12 protein-coding genes and 1 tRNA gene are annotated in these 15,488 nt (G+C 70.4%); 12 read left to right on the top strand and 1 reads right to left on the bottom strand.

Annotated features, from left to right (window positions below; translation table 11 throughout):
- On the top strand, positions 1 to 507 hold a 507-nt coding region (locus ACZ5GT_RS24130), incomplete at its 5' end, for an IS3 family transposase (protein ID WP_469029494.1).
- Between the two features lie 457 nt (positions 508 to 964).
- Here ACZ5GT_RS24130 and ACZ5GT_RS24125 read toward each other — a convergent pair.
- Positions 965 to 1,036, bottom strand: a tRNA-Arg gene (locus ACZ5GT_RS24125).
- A gap of 61 nt (positions 1,037 to 1,097) precedes the next feature.
- Between ACZ5GT_RS24125 and ACZ5GT_RS24120 the strand changes: the two genes are divergently transcribed.
- From ACZ5GT_RS24120 to prfA, 11 genes are all read left to right on the top strand, one after another.
- Complete coding sequence (locus ACZ5GT_RS24120) at positions 1,098 to 1,679, top strand: response regulator (RefSeq protein WP_469029491.1); 582 nt, start codon at positions 1,098 to 1,100, stop codon at positions 1,677 to 1,679.
- A gap of 146 nt (positions 1,680 to 1,825) precedes the next feature.
- Positions 1,826 to 2,806, top strand: a complete 981-nt coding sequence (gene nrtL / locus ACZ5GT_RS24115; protein ID WP_469029488.1) for an ArgS-related anticodon-binding protein NrtL — start codon at positions 1,826 to 1,828, stop codon at positions 2,804 to 2,806.
- An 18-nt stretch (positions 2,807 to 2,824) separates the two neighbouring features.
- On the top strand, positions 2,825 to 4,216 hold the full coding sequence (lysA, locus tag ACZ5GT_RS24110) for a diaminopimelate decarboxylase (RefSeq protein ID WP_469029486.1): 1,392 nt from the start codon (positions 2,825 to 2,827) through the stop codon (positions 4,214 to 4,216).
- A 210-nt stretch (positions 4,217 to 4,426) separates the two neighbouring features.
- Positions 4,427 to 5,719 carry a homoserine dehydrogenase gene (locus tag ACZ5GT_RS24105; protein ID WP_469029483.1) on the top strand — a complete coding sequence of 431 codons (1,293 nt, stop codon included), beginning with the start codon at positions 4,427 to 4,429 and terminating at the stop codon, positions 5,717 to 5,719.
- A 6-nt stretch (positions 5,720 to 5,725) separates the two neighbouring features.
- The gene (gene thrC, locus ACZ5GT_RS24100; protein WP_469029480.1) at positions 5,726 to 6,784 is read left to right on the top strand and encodes a threonine synthase; all 1,059 of its coding nucleotides are present in this window, start codon (positions 5,726 to 5,728) and stop codon (positions 6,782 to 6,784) included.
- A 322-nt stretch (positions 6,785 to 7,106) separates the two neighbouring features.
- On the top strand, positions 7,107 to 8,024 hold the full coding sequence (gene thrB, locus ACZ5GT_RS24095; RefSeq protein WP_469029477.1) for a homoserine kinase: 918 nt from the start codon (positions 7,107 to 7,109) through the stop codon (positions 8,022 to 8,024).
- 408 nt (positions 8,025 to 8,432) lie between these two features.
- Positions 8,433 to 10,442, top strand: coding sequence for a transcription termination factor Rho (rho, locus tag ACZ5GT_RS24090; protein WP_469029474.1), 2,010 nt, complete (start codon positions 8,433 to 8,435; stop codon positions 10,440 to 10,442).
- 132 nt (positions 10,443 to 10,574) lie between these two features.
- Positions 10,575 to 12,410, top strand: a complete 1,836-nt coding sequence (locus ACZ5GT_RS24085) for a trypsin-like serine protease (protein ID WP_469029471.1) — start codon at positions 10,575 to 10,577, stop codon at positions 12,408 to 12,410.
- Positions 12,411 to 12,652: 242 nt separating this feature from the next.
- On the top strand, positions 12,653 to 13,792 hold the full coding sequence (locus ACZ5GT_RS24080; RefSeq protein ID WP_469029468.1) for an LCP family protein: 1,140 nt from the start codon (positions 12,653 to 12,655) through the stop codon (positions 13,790 to 13,792).
- Positions 13,793 to 14,002: 210 nt separating this feature from the next.
- The gene (gene rpmE, locus ACZ5GT_RS24075; RefSeq protein WP_014675000.1) at positions 14,003 to 14,227 is read left to right on the top strand and encodes a 50S ribosomal protein L31; all 225 of its coding nucleotides are present in this window, start codon (positions 14,003 to 14,005) and stop codon (positions 14,225 to 14,227) included.
- A gap of 106 nt (positions 14,228 to 14,333) precedes the next feature.
- On the top strand, positions 14,334 to 15,401 hold the full coding sequence (prfA, locus tag ACZ5GT_RS24070; protein WP_469029463.1) for a peptide chain release factor 1: 1,068 nt from the start codon (positions 14,334 to 14,336) through the stop codon (positions 15,399 to 15,401).
- Positions 15,402 to 15,488 lie beyond the last annotated feature (87 nt).

Below are 15,488 nucleotides of genomic sequence, written 5' to 3'. Positions count from 1 at the left end.
GGGCCGAACCGGCTGTGGCTCACGGACATCACCGAGCACGCGACCGGCGAGGGCAAGCTGTACCTGTGCGCCGTCAAGGACGCTTTCTCGGGCCGCATCGTGGGCTATTCCATCGACGCCCGGATGCAGTCCCGCCTCGCGGTCAGAGCCCTGGAGTCCGCCGTCGCCCGTCGCGGCCCCGTCGCGGGGTGCATCGTGCACTCCGACCGCGGATCGCAATTCCGGTCCCGCAAGGTCGCCGCCGTCCTCACCCGGCACGGCCTGGTCGGCTCAATGGGCCGGGTCGGGGCCGCCGGCGACAACGCCGCGATGGAGAGCTTCTTCGCGCTGCTGCAGAAAAACGTCCTCGACCGCCGTACCTGGGTCACCCGCCAGGAGTTGCGGATCGCGATCGTCACCTGGATCGAACGGACCTACCACCGGCGCCGACGGCAACGACGCCTGGGCCGATTGACCCCCGTCGAGTACGAGACCATCATGACTCCACCCGCAGCTCTGGCTGCATAAAACCCGCTGTCACCCGATCATGCAGCAGTCCCTGGTCACGATCGGCACGCTCGTTTTGCTCCCGGTTGGCACGCTGGCTGAGCACTGCTCCGCCTAAAGTTCCGCCCAGCGTTCCTCCAACGCTGATGAGCGCGACGGCAAGCGTGGTCACATCCACGAGATCCCCCAACTCGTCCATTCCTGTGCCGGCAGGCGGCGGCTGAGTGCGACATGACAGCCGCCGCAGCCTGATTACGACCTTGCATCCGCGGCGTGGTCGAAGACCGGGACGACGATAGCGAGGGGCGGTCGGGGAGATCAGCCTCATCACCTGCAGGAACGCTTCAAGATCCCGTCCACGCCTCGTCCACAGACCCCGACATACGGCCGCTCCGGACGGCACACGCCTGCACATACGCGAAGACCCCGGCCTCAGCGTTTCCGCTGGTGACGGGGTCTTTGGGCACCTCATGCTGGGTGCCCCCGGCAGGATTCGAACCTGCGCACACGGCTCCGGAGGCCGTTGCTCTATCCCCTGAGCTACGGGGGCGTGTCATCTGCGCGGTGTGCGCTGCGACGGGTAGAACACTACCAGCTCCGGTGGGGTGTTCATGAACGGGTTTCGTCGCGTCGCCCGTGCGGTCGCGCATCCCCCGCACGGGGTGGAAGTGGGCAAAACCCGGACGCGGTGGCCGGTCCCGACCTACTCTCAAGTTGTGCCAGGCGCCTCGGGCCGGGTGCTTGTTGTGGACGACAACAAGGTCATCCGGCAGCTGATCAGGGTCAACCTCGAGCTGGAAGGGCTTGAGGTCGTGACCGCGGCCGACGGTGCCGAGTGTCTGGAAGTCGTCCATGAGGTGCAGCCTGATGTCGTCACCCTCGACGTCGTCATGCCTCGGCTCGACGGTCTGCGTACCGCCGCCCAGCTGCGTGCCGATCCGCGGACCCGTGATCTGCCCGTCGCCATCGTCAGTGCCTGTACCTCGTACGAGATCGAGAGCGGGCTCGACGTCGGCATTGACGCCTTCCTTGCCAAGCCCTTCGACCCCGTGGAACTCGTTCGTGTCGTCGTCGAGTTGATCGAGAAGGGGCGGCGGGCGGGGGGAGCAGCGGGAGATGGTGACTCCGACGATGCTCTGGGGCGTGCGCTCGGTTTCGGTGAGGCTGAGCGCGCCGGGCGCGCCGGCGGCTGACTGCTGAGCGGCGAGCCGTCAGCCTGCGGTCGGTCGATCATGGGTCGGTGGAGTTGGAAGGGGCGGCTTCAGCACTGCGTGTCCACATGTCGGACCCCTCGATTCCCGGTCGCCCTCCCACCCGCCTCCTCGCCTACCCTGTTCCCGTGACCCCCGGCGAGCTCTCCCGTACCGTGCTGTGCGCGGTGCGTCGTGCTGTGGACGCGGGGGAGCTGAGCGTGGCCGTGCCTGCACGTGCCGTTGTCGGGGCGCCCGGGCCTGGTGGGCGGGGGGACTACGCCACCAACATCGCCCTGCAGCTCGCCCGCCCGGCCGGCCAGCCCCCACTTCGGGTCGCCGAGATCCTGCGGCCCTATCTCGCGGACACAGACGGTGTCGCCGATGTCGTTGTCACCGGGCCCGGGTTTCTCAATCTGTGCCTGCGGCGGAGCGCCTCCGCGGGGCTCGTCGAGGAGATTCTGCGGCTTGGGGAGGGGTACGGGCACTCCGACGCCCTCGGCGGGGACGTCGTCGAGCTGCGCATTCCTCGTGAGGTGCGCGCCGCCGTCGTCGCCGATGCGGTCGGGCGGATCGTCGGTTCGCAGGGGGGTCGCCTGAAGGTCGTCGAGGTCGGGGCCGGTGAGCCTGTCGATCTCCGGCCCGTTCCGGCGTCCGAGGATCCCGCTCTGCTCGGGGTCGACGCCGCGCGCTGGGCCCTGCTTCATCCCGCCGTCCATGACCGGCCCCGGATCACCGCCGATCTGCTCGTCCAGCGTGAGAGCAATCCCCTCTTTCGGGTGCGGTATGCCCACGCCCGCACCCGTGCCCTCACCCGCAACGCCGCCGACCTCGGCTTCCGTAGCCGGCCCGGCCACATCAGCGGCAGCACCGCGCACCTCACCACCCCCCTCGCCGACCACCCCCGCGTCCTCCTGGCCGCCGCGTCCCACCGTGCCCCCGATCGCCTCGCCCGGCACCTGGTCACCATCGCCGACGCCGTGCTCGCGTTTCTGCCCGCCGTGCTGCCGCGCGGGGCGGAGAAACCCTCGGCCGCCCATCGTGCCCGGCTCGCGCTCGCCGAAGCCGCCGGGACGGTGCTGGCCGGCGGCCTGTCCCTGCTCGGCATCGACGCACCCGAACACCTCTGAGAAAGCCCACGAAGAGACATGAGCCGTTCCGCACACCCCGCCGGGCCCCGTCACGCCGACGTCCTCCCCGAGGGGCACTACTCCGCGCCGCCCGCCGATCTGAACACCCTCGACGCGAAGGTGTGGGCGCAGACCGTCGCCCGGGACGCGCAGGGGGTCGTCACCGTCGGCGGGATCGACGTCAAGACGCTCGCCGAGGAGTTCGGCACGCCTGCCTACGTGCTCGACGAGGCCGACTTCCGGGCCCGGGCCCGTGCCTGGCGCACCGCGTTCGGGCAGGACGCCGACGTCTTCTACGCCGGCAAGGCGTTCCTCTCGCGCGCCGTGGTGCGCTGGCTGCACGAGGAGGGGCTGAATCTCGACGTGTGCTCCGGCGGGGAGCTGGCCACCGCGCTGTCCGCCGGGATGCCCGCCGACCGGATCGCCTTCCACGGCAACAACAAGTCGACGGCGGAGATCACCCGGGCCGTCGCGGCGGGCGTGGGGCGGATCGTGCTCGACTCCTTCCAGGAGATCGTGCGGGTGGCGCACATCGCCCGGGAGCTGGGCAAGCGGCAGCGCGTGCAGATCCGGATCACCGTCGGCGTCGAGGCGCACACGCACGAGTTCATCGCCACCGCCCACGAGGACCAGAAGTTCGGCATCCCGCTCGCCGGGGGACAGGCCGCCGAGGCCGTGCGGCGGGCGCTGCAGCTCGACGGGCTCGAACTGATCGGCATCCACTCGCACATCGGGTCGCAGATCTTCGACATGTCGGGGTTCGAGGTGGCCGCGCACCGGGTGGTCGGGCTGCTGAAGGACATCCGGGACGAGCACGGGGTCGAGCTGCCGGAGATCGACCTCGGGGGCGGGCTCGGGATCGCGTACACCAGCGACGACGATCCGCGCGAGCCGCACGAGATCGCCAAGGCGCTGACGGAGATCGTCGGGCGGGAGTGCGAGGCGGCGAAGCTGCGTACGCCGCGGATCTCCGTCGAGCCCGGGCGCGCCATCGTCGGGCCGACCGCCTTCACGCTTTACGAGGTCGGGACCATCAAGCCGCTCGACGGGCTGCGGACGTACGTGTCCGTCGACGGCGGGATGTCGGACAACATCCGCACCGCGCTGTACGACGCCGAGTACAGCGTCGCTCTCGTCTCCCGCGCCTCCGACGCTGAGCCGATGCTCGCGCGTGTCGTCGGCAAGCACTGCGAGAGCGGGGACATCGTGGTCCGGGACGCGTTCCTGCCGGCCGACATCGCGCCCGGTGATCTGATCGCCGTGCCGGCGACGGGGGCGTACTGCCGGTCGATGGCCAGCAACTACAACCACGTGCTGCGTCCGCCCGTGGTCGCCGTGAAGGACGGGGAGGCGCGGGTGATCGTGCGGCGCGAGACGGAAGAGGATCTGCTGCGTCTCGACGTCGGGTGAGCCCACAGACCCACAGACCCACGGACCCACGGACCCACAGACCCGGTGGCGGAGGGCGGTAGCGGGCTCCGGGAAGATCTCCGGGAAGATCTTCGTCTTCCGCCCCCGTACAAATGAAATAGATGTCTCAGAATCCGGACCAAGGGCAGAAAATCCGGTCCGGTGAGTGAGACTGGTCGAACCGTAGACGGTATGAGGAAACGAGGTCGGATGATGCGTACGCGTCCGCTGAAGGTGGCGCTGCTGGGCTGTGGGGTCGTCGGCTCAGAGGTGGCGCGCATCATGACGACGCACGCCGAAGACCTCGCCGCCCGCATCGGCGCCCCGGTGGAACTGGCCGGCGTCGCGGTGCGCCGGCCCGGCAAGGTCCGCGCCGGCATCGACCCCTCCCTCGTCACCACCGACGCCACCGCGCTGGTCAAACGCGGCGACCTCGACGTCGTCGTCGAGGTCATCGGCGGGATCGAGCCCGCCCGCACGCTGATCACCACCGCGTTCGAGCACGGCGCCTCCGTGGTCTCCGCCAACAAGGCGCTGCTGGCCCAGGACGGGGCCGCGCTGCACGCCGCCGCCGAGCAGCACGGCCGGGACCTGTACTACGAGGCCGCCGTCGCCGGCGCCATCCCGCTGATCCGCCCGCTGCGCGAGTCCCTGGCCGGCGACAAGGTCAACCGGGTGCTCGGCATCGTCAACGGCACGACCAACTTCATCCTCGACAAGATGGACTCCACCGGCGCCGGCTACCAGGAGGCCCTCGACGAGGCCACCGCCCTCGGGTACGCGGAGGCCGACCCGACCGCCGACGTGGAGGGCTACGACGCCGCCGCCAAGGCCGCGATCCTCGCCGGGATCGCCTTCCACTCCCGGGTGCGCCTCGACGACGTCTACCGCGAGGGCATGACCGAGGTCACCTCCGCCGACTTCCGCTCGGCCAGGGAGATGGGCTGCACCATCAAGCTGCTCGCCATCTGCGAGCGGGCCGAGGACGGCCAGTCGGTCACCGCGCGCGTGCATCCGGCCATGATTCCGCTCACGCACCCGCTCGCCTCCGTGCGCGGCGCCTACAACGCCGTCTTCGTGGAGTCCGACGCCTCCGGGCAGTTGATGTTCTACGGCCCCGGCGCGGGTGGCGCCCCGACCGCCTCCGCGGTCCTCGGCGACCTGGTGGCCGTGTGCCGCAACCGGCTCAGCGGCTCGACCGGGCCCGGCGAGTCGGCGTACGCCGCGCTGCCGGTGTCGGGCATGGGCGAGGTGGTCACGCGCTACCACATCAGCCTCGACGTGGCCGACAAACCGGGCGTTCTCGCCCAAGTGGCCACCGTGTTCGCCGAGCACGGTGTGTCGATCGATACGGTTCGGCAGCAGGGCAAGGACGGCGAGGCCTCTCTCGTCGTCGTCACCCACCGGGCCTCCGACGCCGCACTCAGCGGTACCGTCGAGGCGCTGCGCAAGCTCGACACCGTGCGGGGTGTCGCCAGCATCATGCGGGTTGAAGGAGAGTAACCAGCAATGACCCACCAGTGGCGCGGAATCATCGAGGAGTACCGGGACAGGCTTCCGGTGTCCGACACCACGCCGGTCGTGACGCTCCGTGAGGGCGGCACGCCCCTCGTGCCCGCGCAGGTGCTCTCCGAGCGCACGGGCTGCGAGGTCCACCTCAAGGTGGAGGGCGCCAACCCCACCGGGTCCTTCAAGGACCGCGGCATGACGATGGCCATCTCCAAGGCCAAGGAGGAAGGCGCGAAGGCCGTCATCTGCGCCTCCACCGGCAACACCTCGGCGAGCGCCGCCGCCTACGCCGTGCGCGCGAAGATGGTCTCGGCCGTCCTGGTGCCGCGCGGCAAGATCGCGCTCGGCAAGATGGGGCAGGCGCTGGTGCACGGCGCCAAGATCCTCCAGGTCGACGGCAACTTCGACGACTGCCTCACCCTGGCCCGCGCGCTGAGCGACAACTACCCGGTGGCGCTGGTCAATTCGGTCAACCCGGTGCGTATCGAGGGCCAGAAGACGGCCGCCTTCGAGATCGTCGACATGCTCGGCGACGCCCCCGACATCCACGTCCTGCCGGTCGGCAACGCGGGCAACATCACCGCGTACTGGAAGGGGTACAGGGAGTACGCCGCCGATGGCGTGGCCGCCAAGAAGCCCCGAATGTGGGGCTACCAGGCGTCCGGTTCCGCGCCGATCGTGCGCGGCGAGGTGGTCAAGGACCCGTCGACCATCGCCACCGCCATCCGCATCGGCAACCCGGCGTCCTGGCAGTACGCGCTGGCGGCGCGGGACGAGTCGGGCGGCCTCATCGACGAGGTGACGGACCGTGAGATCCTGCGCGCCTACCGGCTGTTGGCCGCGCAGGAGGGCGTCTTCGTGGAGCCGGCGTCCGCCGCGTCCGTGGCCGGCCTGCTGAAGGCCGCCGAGCAGGGCAAGGTCGACCCGGGCCAGCGGATCGTCTGCACCGTCACCGGCAACGGCCTGAAGGACCCCGACTGGGCGGTCGCCGGCGCGCCGCAGCCGGTCACCGTCCCCGTCGACGCGGTGACGGCGGCCGAGCGCCTCGGCCTCGCGTAAGCGTCCTCGCATACGCGTAAGGGCCCTCGCACAAGCGTCTTCGTGCGAGGGCCCTGCACAGGGCCCTCGCGCAAGGGTCCTGACACCAGGGTCCGCGCGCAAACAGCACGCGGGTGCACAGGGGGCTTGCGACACGCATCGTGCGCCTCCTGTGCGCCCTATGTCGCCACAGAACCTTCCTTCGATAGGCTGTACCGAACCCGCCCGCTGCATATGCCCGCGCATATGGACGGCGCCGCGCCGTCCGTACGGCCCGAGGGTTCCCTTCCGTACGCATCGAATGTCTTCGACAGTCACGCAGCTCAAGGAGAGTCATCGAGCGATGGCCGGTCCCGCCTTCCGCGCCGCCGCCGTCCGGGTGCGCGTCCCCGCCACCAGCGCCAACCTCGGCCCGGGCTTCGACGCCTTCGGCCTCTCGCTGGGGCTCTACGACGACGTCGTCGTCCGGGTGGCCGACTCCGGGCTGCACATCGACATCGCGGGTGAGGGCAGCGAGACGCTGCCGCGCGACGAGAGCCACCTCCTCGTACGCTCCCTGCGCACCGCCTTCGACCTGCTGGGCGGGCAGCCGCGCGGGCTGGAGATCGTCTGCGCCAACCGCATCCCGCACGGCCGCGGCCTGGGCTCCTCCTCGGCCGCCATCTGCGCCGGCATCGTCGCGGCGCGCGCCGTGACCATAGGTGGGGAGTCCAGGCTCGACGACGCGGCGCTGCTGGAGCTCGCCACCGAGATCGAGGGTCACCCGGACAACGTGGCGGCCTGTCTGCTCGGCGGCTTCACCCTCTCCTGGATGGATGCCGGCGCCGCCCGTGCGATCAGGATGGAACCCGCGGATTCCATCGTTCCGGTGGTTTTCGTGCCCGGAAAGCCGGTCCTGACCGAGACCGCACGCGGCCTGCTGCCGCGCACCGTTCCGCACGTCGACGCCGCCGCCAACGCGGGCCGCGCCGCCCTGCTCGTCGAGGCCCTGACCAGGCGCCCCGAGCTGCTGCTGCCCGCCACCGAGGACCGGCTGCACCAGGAGTACCGCGCCCCGGCCATGCCGGAGAGCGCCGCGCTGGTGGAGCGGCTGCGGGCGGACGGCGTCCCGGCGGTCATCTCCGGAGCGGGACCCACCGTGCTGGCGCTCGTCGACGCCGACAACGCCGACAAGGTGGCTCATCTGGCAGGCGAGGGCTGGGCCGCGAACCGGCTCGAGCTCGACGCCCGGGGAGCGAGCGTGCTGCCGCTTGCGCCCTGACACACGGTTGCCGGATTTCGAGAGGGGGAATGTTTGTTGGATCCGGTAGTGTTAATCTCAAGTCTGCACCCGACCCCGCCATGGCGAGGTGCCTCGTGTCCCCGTCCGGGACAGACATTCTTCCGGGAGCCTCCCAAGCCGCACTGTGTTCCGTACGACGTACGTGGGCAGTACCTCGTACGCGGGCACTGAGCGACTTGCCGGGCACGCTCCGGAGCAGGTGCGACCAAGCCACGTGACACGGACACTCGGTGCCACGGCTTTGGGAAGCGCCATCACCAGAAATTTCCTCCGCCGCTTTGGCGGACCACCGCCCCGGCACGGTCCACACAGCAAGGACCACTGCCGGACAGCACAACCGGTCGCCGAGCCAGACAGGCCGACGTCCGCTCCAGGGAAGGACCCTTCGTGAGCGACACCACCGATCTGATGGGCGCACGTGTCGAGGAGACCGCTGCCGCGCCCGCCACGGACGCCTCCGCGCCTGCCACCGGTGCCGGCTCCCGGCGGCGCCGCGGTACCGGCCTCGAGGGCATGGTGCTGGCCGAGCTGCAGCAGGTCGCCTCTGGCCTCGGAATCAGGGGCACCGCGCGCATGCGCAAGAGCCAGCTGATCGAGGTCATCAAGGAAGCGCAGGCCGGGGGAGGTGCCGCCGCCCCGGCGAAGACCGAGGCCGCCACCGAGACCAAGCCCAAGCGCCGCGCCACCTCCCGGACCCGTACGGGTGACGAAGCCTCCGCCAAGGCGGAGAAGGCCGCCGAGGCCCCCGCCGAGAAGGCCGTGGCCCAGCAGCAGATCGAGATCCCCGGCCAGCCGGCCGGTGCCGAGGCCCCCGCGGAGCGCCGTCGCCGCCGCGCCACCGCCGAGGCCGGCGCCCCGGCGGGCGCCGAGACCGTCGCCGCCGAGGCGAAGAGCGAGCCGAAGGCCGAGACCTCGGCCCAGGCGCAGCAGCAGGGCGAGGCCAAGGGCGACGCCGGTGACGGCGCCGAGGGCCGCCGCCGCGACCGCCGTGAGCGCGGCCGGGACCGTGACCGCGGCGAGCGCGGTGACCGCGAGCGCGGTGACCGCGGTGACCGCCGCAAGAGTGACGAGCAGCAGGGCGGGCAGCGTCAGCAGCAGGGTCAGCAGCAGGGCGGCGGCCGCCAGGACCGCGGCGGCGCTGGCCCGCAGGACGACGACGACTTCGAGGGCGGCCGTCGCGGCCGTCGCGGCCGCTACCGCGACCGCCGGGGCCGTCGTGGCCGTGACGAGATCGCCGAGCCGCAGGTCGCCGAGGACGACGTCCTGATCCCGGTCGCGGGCATCCTGGACATCCTCGACAACTACGCGTTCATCCGCACCTCCGGCTACCTGCCCGGCCCGAACGACGTGTACGTCTCCCTCGCCCAGGTCCGCAAGAACGGCCTGCGCAAGGGCGACCACGTCACCGGCGCGGTCCGTCAGCCCAAGGAAGGCGAGCGGCGCGAGAAGTTCAACGCGCTGGTCCGCCTCGACTCCGTCAACGGCATGGCGCCCGAACACGGCCGCGGCCGCCCGGAGTTCAACAAGCTGACGCCGCTGTACCCGCAGGACCGGCTCCGCCTGGAGACCGACCCGGGCGTGCTGACGACCCGGATCATCGACCTCGTGTCGCCGATCGGCAAGGGCCAGCGCGGTCTGATCGTGGCCCCGCCGAAGACCGGCAAGACCATGATCATGCAGGCGGTCGCCAACGCGATCACGCACAACAACCCCGAGTGCCACCTGATGGTCGTCCTCGTCGACGAGCGTCCGGAAGAGGTCACCGACATGCAGCGGTCGGTCAAGGGCGAGGTCATCTCCTCGACCTTCGACCGCCCGGCCGAGGACCACACCACGGTCGCCGAACTCGCCATCGAGCGCGCCAAGCGCCTGGTGGAGCTGGGTCACGACGTGGTCGTGCTGCTCGACTCGATCACCCGTCTGGGCCGTGCGTACAACCTCGCGGCGCCCGCCTCCGGCCGCATCCTGTCCGGTGGTGTCGACTCCACCGCGCTGTACCCGCCGAAGCGCTTCTTCGGTGCGGCCCGCAACATCGAGGACGGCGGTTCGCTGACCATCCTCGCCACCGCCCTGGTGGACACCGGGTCCCGCATGGACGAGGTGATCTTCGAGGAGTTCAAGGGCACCGGCAACATGGAGCTCAAGCTCGACCGGAAGCTCGCCGACAAGCGCATCTTCCCGGCCGTCGACGTCGACGCCTCCGGCACCCGCAAGGAGGAGATCCTGCTCGGCAACGAGGAGCTCGCCGTCGTCTGGAAGCTGCGCCGGGTGCTGCACGCGCTCGACCAGCAGCAGGCGATCGAGCTGCTCCTCGACAAGATGAAGCAGACCAAGTCGAACATCGAGTTCCTGATGCAGATCCAGAAGACGACCCCGACGCCCGGCAACGGCGACTGAGGCACCGCCTTCCGGCACTGTCACCAAAGGCCGCTTCCTGTCACGCATGTGACAGGAAGCGGCCTTTGTGCGCTGAGAGGAAGGGGGCGCGTCAGGCGTCCCACGACTTCTCATCTCTGTGGGGGGAACTCCTTGTCCACACCCCTGTCCGGAAGCGGTCGCCACAGACGCCGGATACGCCTCGCCCTGCCGGTCGCCGCCGCGGGCGTCGCCGCCGCCGTCGTCGCGACCGTGCTGACGTCGTCGGCGAACGCCGCGACCACGGTGCCTACGCCGGCCGTCAAGCCCGCCACCAGCTCCGTGCCGACGGCCGAGCTGGAGCGTCGCGTCGCGGGCGCGCTGGCCGGCGACGACACCGCCGGCGCGACGACGTCCAAGTCCTCGCTGAGCGCGAGCACCACCGGCGGCAGCACCAGCACTTCCACGTCCACCTCCACCGTCGACCCGAAGATCATCGGCGGCAGCGAGACCACCATCACCTCGGCGCCGTGGATGGTCCAGCTCTGGTACTACGACGACCAGGGCACCACCGACACGAGCGACGACCTCGGCTTCTTCTGCGGCGGCGCCATGGTCGCGCCGACGAAGATCCTCACCGCCGCGCACTGCGTCAAGGGCTACGACTGGTACAACTACGGCGCCGTCCTCAGCGGCACCTCGCAGCTGCCGACCACCGACGCCTACGGCAACACCGACCTGCACGGCGGCACCGTCTCGCTGCCGCTGCGGCAGTGGAACCACCCGTCGTACAACGCGGCGGCCATCGACAACGACATCGCCGTCCTCACCCTGGACACCCCCGCCAAGGGCACGCCGATCCGGATGACGACGTCCGGCGACACGGCGTCGTACGCGGCGGGCACCAGCGCCAAGGTCTACGGCTGGGGCCGCACCAGCTCCACCAGCCAGAACATCTCGCAGACGCTGAAGGTGGCCACGCTGCCGATGCAGTCGGACACCACCTGCTCCGGCTACTACGGCTCCGACTTCGTCAAGGGCCACATGGTCTGCGCGGGCAAGCCCGCGACCGGCAGCGACACCGGCACCACCTCCGCCTGCAACGGCGACTCCGGCGGCCCGCTGGTCGTCAACAACCGCATCGTCGGCGTCGTCTCCTGGGGCGTGACGGACTGCGTCGCCGAGGGCGCCTACAGCGTCTTCTCGAAGGTCAGCACCTACGTCGGCGCCGCGTACGCGCGCGTGGACGACGCCAACCTCAGCTACACCGACTCCCGTGCCGACCTGTGGGTGCGCGACTCCGCCACCAAGACCGGCTACGAGAAGGACTCCAAGGGCACCTCGTTCGGCGCCCGCGAGTCCTGGGGCAACTGGTCCGGCGTCAACGTCGTGCTGCAGACCGACCTGGACCGGGACGGCGTCGAGGACCTGGTGTACCGGGTCGCCTCCACCGGTGACGTCTACTGGACGCACTACGTCCGGTCGACCCAGGCGTGGGCCATCAAGCAGATCGCCACCGGCTGGAAGACCCGCACCCGCATCGTCACCCCCGGCGACGTCACCGGCGACTACCTGCCCGACATGCTCTCGGTGGACTCCAGCGGCTACCTGTGGATCTACCCGGGCAAGGGCAACGGCACCTTCGGCACCCGCGTGAAGGTCGGCTCCAGCGCGGGCTGGAACCAGTACGACGTCCTGGTCGGCCACGGAGACTTCACCGGCGACGGCAAGGCCGACCTGATCGCCCGCAACCGGAGCGACTACTCCGTGTACCTGTACAAGGGCACGGGCACCAGCTTCTCCAGCCGGATCAAGGTGCGCACCTGGAGCGGCTACAACAAGCTGGACGCCGTCGGCGACGTCACCGGCGACGGCAAGGCCGACCTGCTGACCCGCACGCCCGGCGGCACGCTCTACCTGAACCCGGGCACCGGCAAGGCGACCAGTGAGATCTTCGCCACACGGATCTCGGTCGGCACCGGATACCAGCAGTACGACATCTGGGGCTGAGCCCCGAGGTGTGAACGGGGCCCGCCCCCGTCGACTCGCGGTTCGGCTCTCCGCCGACTCCCGTTGACGGCATCACCCACTGTGCCCGGCCTCCCCGAGGCCGGGCACAGCGCGTCGCGCAACCTTCTCCCGGATTTCCCCGTCTGCCCCAGTGGGGTGACGATGGTGCGGTACGGATTGTTTCGACCAGGCCTGTCCCAGGCAGCGAGGGGTAACCGACCGGAGGAGACGCGAGGAGAACATTGACCGCCGAGAGTACGCCGGAGCCCGGCACAACGGGCGAGAACGCCACGAACGGCCCGCGCCGCCGCGCCGGCCGCCGCGGCAGGGGCCGCAAGCCACGCAGCGAGCACCGCAGAGCGCTGATCCTGATGGCCTGGACCGCTGTGGGCATCGCGGTGCTCGGCGGCACCGGGGCCGGCTACGTGTACTTCAGGCTCAACGGCAACATCAGAAGCGTCGACATCGACCAGGCCCTGGGCACCGCCCGGCCCCCGAAGGCCGACAACGGCTCGGAGAACATCCTCGTCCTCGGCTCGGACACCCGCTCCGGCCGGAACCGGAAGCTCGGCGGCGGCGCGGACGACGGCAGCGCCCGCTCCGACACCGCGATGGTCATGCACGTCCACAAGGGCCACCGGAAGGCCGACGTGGTCTCCATCCCGCGCGACACCCTCATCGACCGCCCCGAGTGCACCGACACCAAGGGCGTCACGCACGACGCCGCCTCCGGGGTCATGTTCAACTCCGCGTACTCCACCGGGGGCGCCGCCTGCGCGGTGAAGACCGTCGAGTCCCTCACCGGCATCCGGATGGACCACTACCTCGAGGTCGACTTCGCCGGCTTCGAGAAGCTGATCGACGAACTCGGCGGCGTCCAGGTCACCACCACCAAGGACATAGCGGACTCCGACAGCCACCTCACGCTGAAGGCCGGCACCCACACCCTCGACGGCCGGCAGGCCCTCGGCCTGGTCCGCACCCGGCACGGCGTCGGCGACGGCTCCGACCTGGGCCGCATCCAGCTCCAGCAGGCCTTCGTCAAGGCGCTCGTCGACCGGGTCGGGCAGCTCGGCGTCTTCACCAGCCCGAAGAAGCTGTACGACCTCGCCGACACCGCCACCGGCGCGCTCACCGCGGACTCCCACCTGGGCTCGGTCGACCGGCTGATGTCCTTCGCGGGCGGCATGAAGGGCATCGGCTCCGAGGACATGCACATGGTCACCCTGCCGGTGCGCTACGACCCCGCGAACCCCAACCGGGTGCTCGTCGAGAAGGCCAAGGCCCAGCAGGTCTGGGACGCCCTGAAGAACGACGGGACGATCCCCGCGAGCGCCACCACGGGCACCGCCACCGGCGAGGCCGGCGGCGTCGTCAGCTGACGGCGCCCCCGGCGGAACGACCACCGACCGGCCGTGAATCGGCCGTGAATCGGCCGTGAAAGGGCCGCGAATCGCACGCGGAATAGAACAGCCCGCCCCCCGGTTTTGGGGGATGGCGCCAGTCCTGGCAGACTGGTACGTCGGCTCCGGTTCACGCCTGTCGCATCCCGCGGCGGCGACCCGGCGCCCTCCCGAAACCTAGGAGACACCTTGAAGCGCGACATCCACCCCGCGTACGTCGAGACGCAGGTCAGCTGCACCTGCGGCGCGTCGTTCACCACCCGCAGCACCATCGAGTCCGGCACCATCCGGGCCGAGGTCTGCTCCGAGTGCCACCCGTTCTACACGGGCAAGCAGAAGATCCTCGACACCGGTGGCCGTGTGGCCCGCTTCGAGGCCCGCTTCGGCAAGGCTGCCGCCGGCTCCAAGAAGTAGCGAGCCCCATTTCGCCGGTCCACGGCCGTGTCCCTGCCCAGGGGCGGCCTGGACCGGCGTTTTTGGTCGCCCGCCTTCCCCTTCCGAGCAGTATCAGGAGCCCAAGATGTTCGAGGCCGTCGAGGAACTCATCGGTGAGCACGCCGACCTGGAGAAGAAGCTCGCCGACCCGTCGGTCCACGCGGACCAGGCCAACGCGCGCAAGCTGAACAAGCGCTACGCCGAGCTCACCCCGATCGTCGCCACGTACCGCTCCTGGAAGCAGACCGGCGACGACATGGAGACCGCGCGCGAGTTCGCCGCGGACGACCCCGACTTCGCGGCCGAGGTCAAGGAGCTGGAGAAGCAGCGCGAGGAGCTGACCGACAGGCTGCGCCTGCTGCTGGTCCCGCGCGACCCCAGCGACGACAAGGACGTCATCCTCGAGATCAAGGCGGGCGCCGGCGGCGACGAGTCCGCCCTGTTCGCCGGCGACCTGCTGCGCATGTACCTGCGCTACGCCGAGCGGGTCGGCTGGAAGACCGAGATCATCGACGCCACCGAGTCCGAGCTGGGCGGCTACAAGGACGTCCAGGTCGCCGTGAAGACCCGCGGTCAGACCGAGCCCGGCCAGGGCGTGTGGGCCCGCCTGAAGTACGAGGGCGGGGTGCACCGCGTGCAGCGGGTCCCGGCGACCGAGTCCCAGGGCCGCATCCACACCTCCGCGGCCGGTGTCCTGGTCACCCCGGAGGCCGAGGAGGTGGACGTGGAGATCAACCCCAACGACCTCCGCATCGACGTCTACCGCTCCTCCGGCCCGGGCGGCCAGTCCGTCAACACCACCGACTCCGCCGTGCGCATCACGCACATCCCGACCGGAGTCGTGGCCTCCTGCCAGAACGAGAAGAGCCAGCTGCAGAACAAGGAGCAGGCGATGCGTATCCTGCGCTCCAGGCTGCTCGCAGCGGCGCAGGAGGAGGCGGAGAGGGAGGCCGCCGACGCCCGCCGCAGCCAGGTCCGCACCGTCGACCGCTCCGAGAAGATCCGCACCTACAACTTCCCGGAGAACCGCATCTCGGACCACCGCGTCGGCTTCAAGTCGTACAACCTGGACCAGGTCCTGGACGGCGACCTCGACGCGGTGATCCAGGCCTGCGTCGACGCGGACTCGGCGGCGAAGCTCGCGGCCGCGTAAGGACGCACCGAGGTACCGACGCACGGACGCATCGACGCACGGACACACAGACGCACAGACGCACGGACGAGTACGACACGGAGGACT

The sequence above is a fragment of the Streptomyces sp. NPDC031340 genome, from assembly GCF_055569945.1.
Note: the sequence above shows the minus strand (reverse complement) of the source record. Positions and strands in the feature narration are given on the sequence as shown.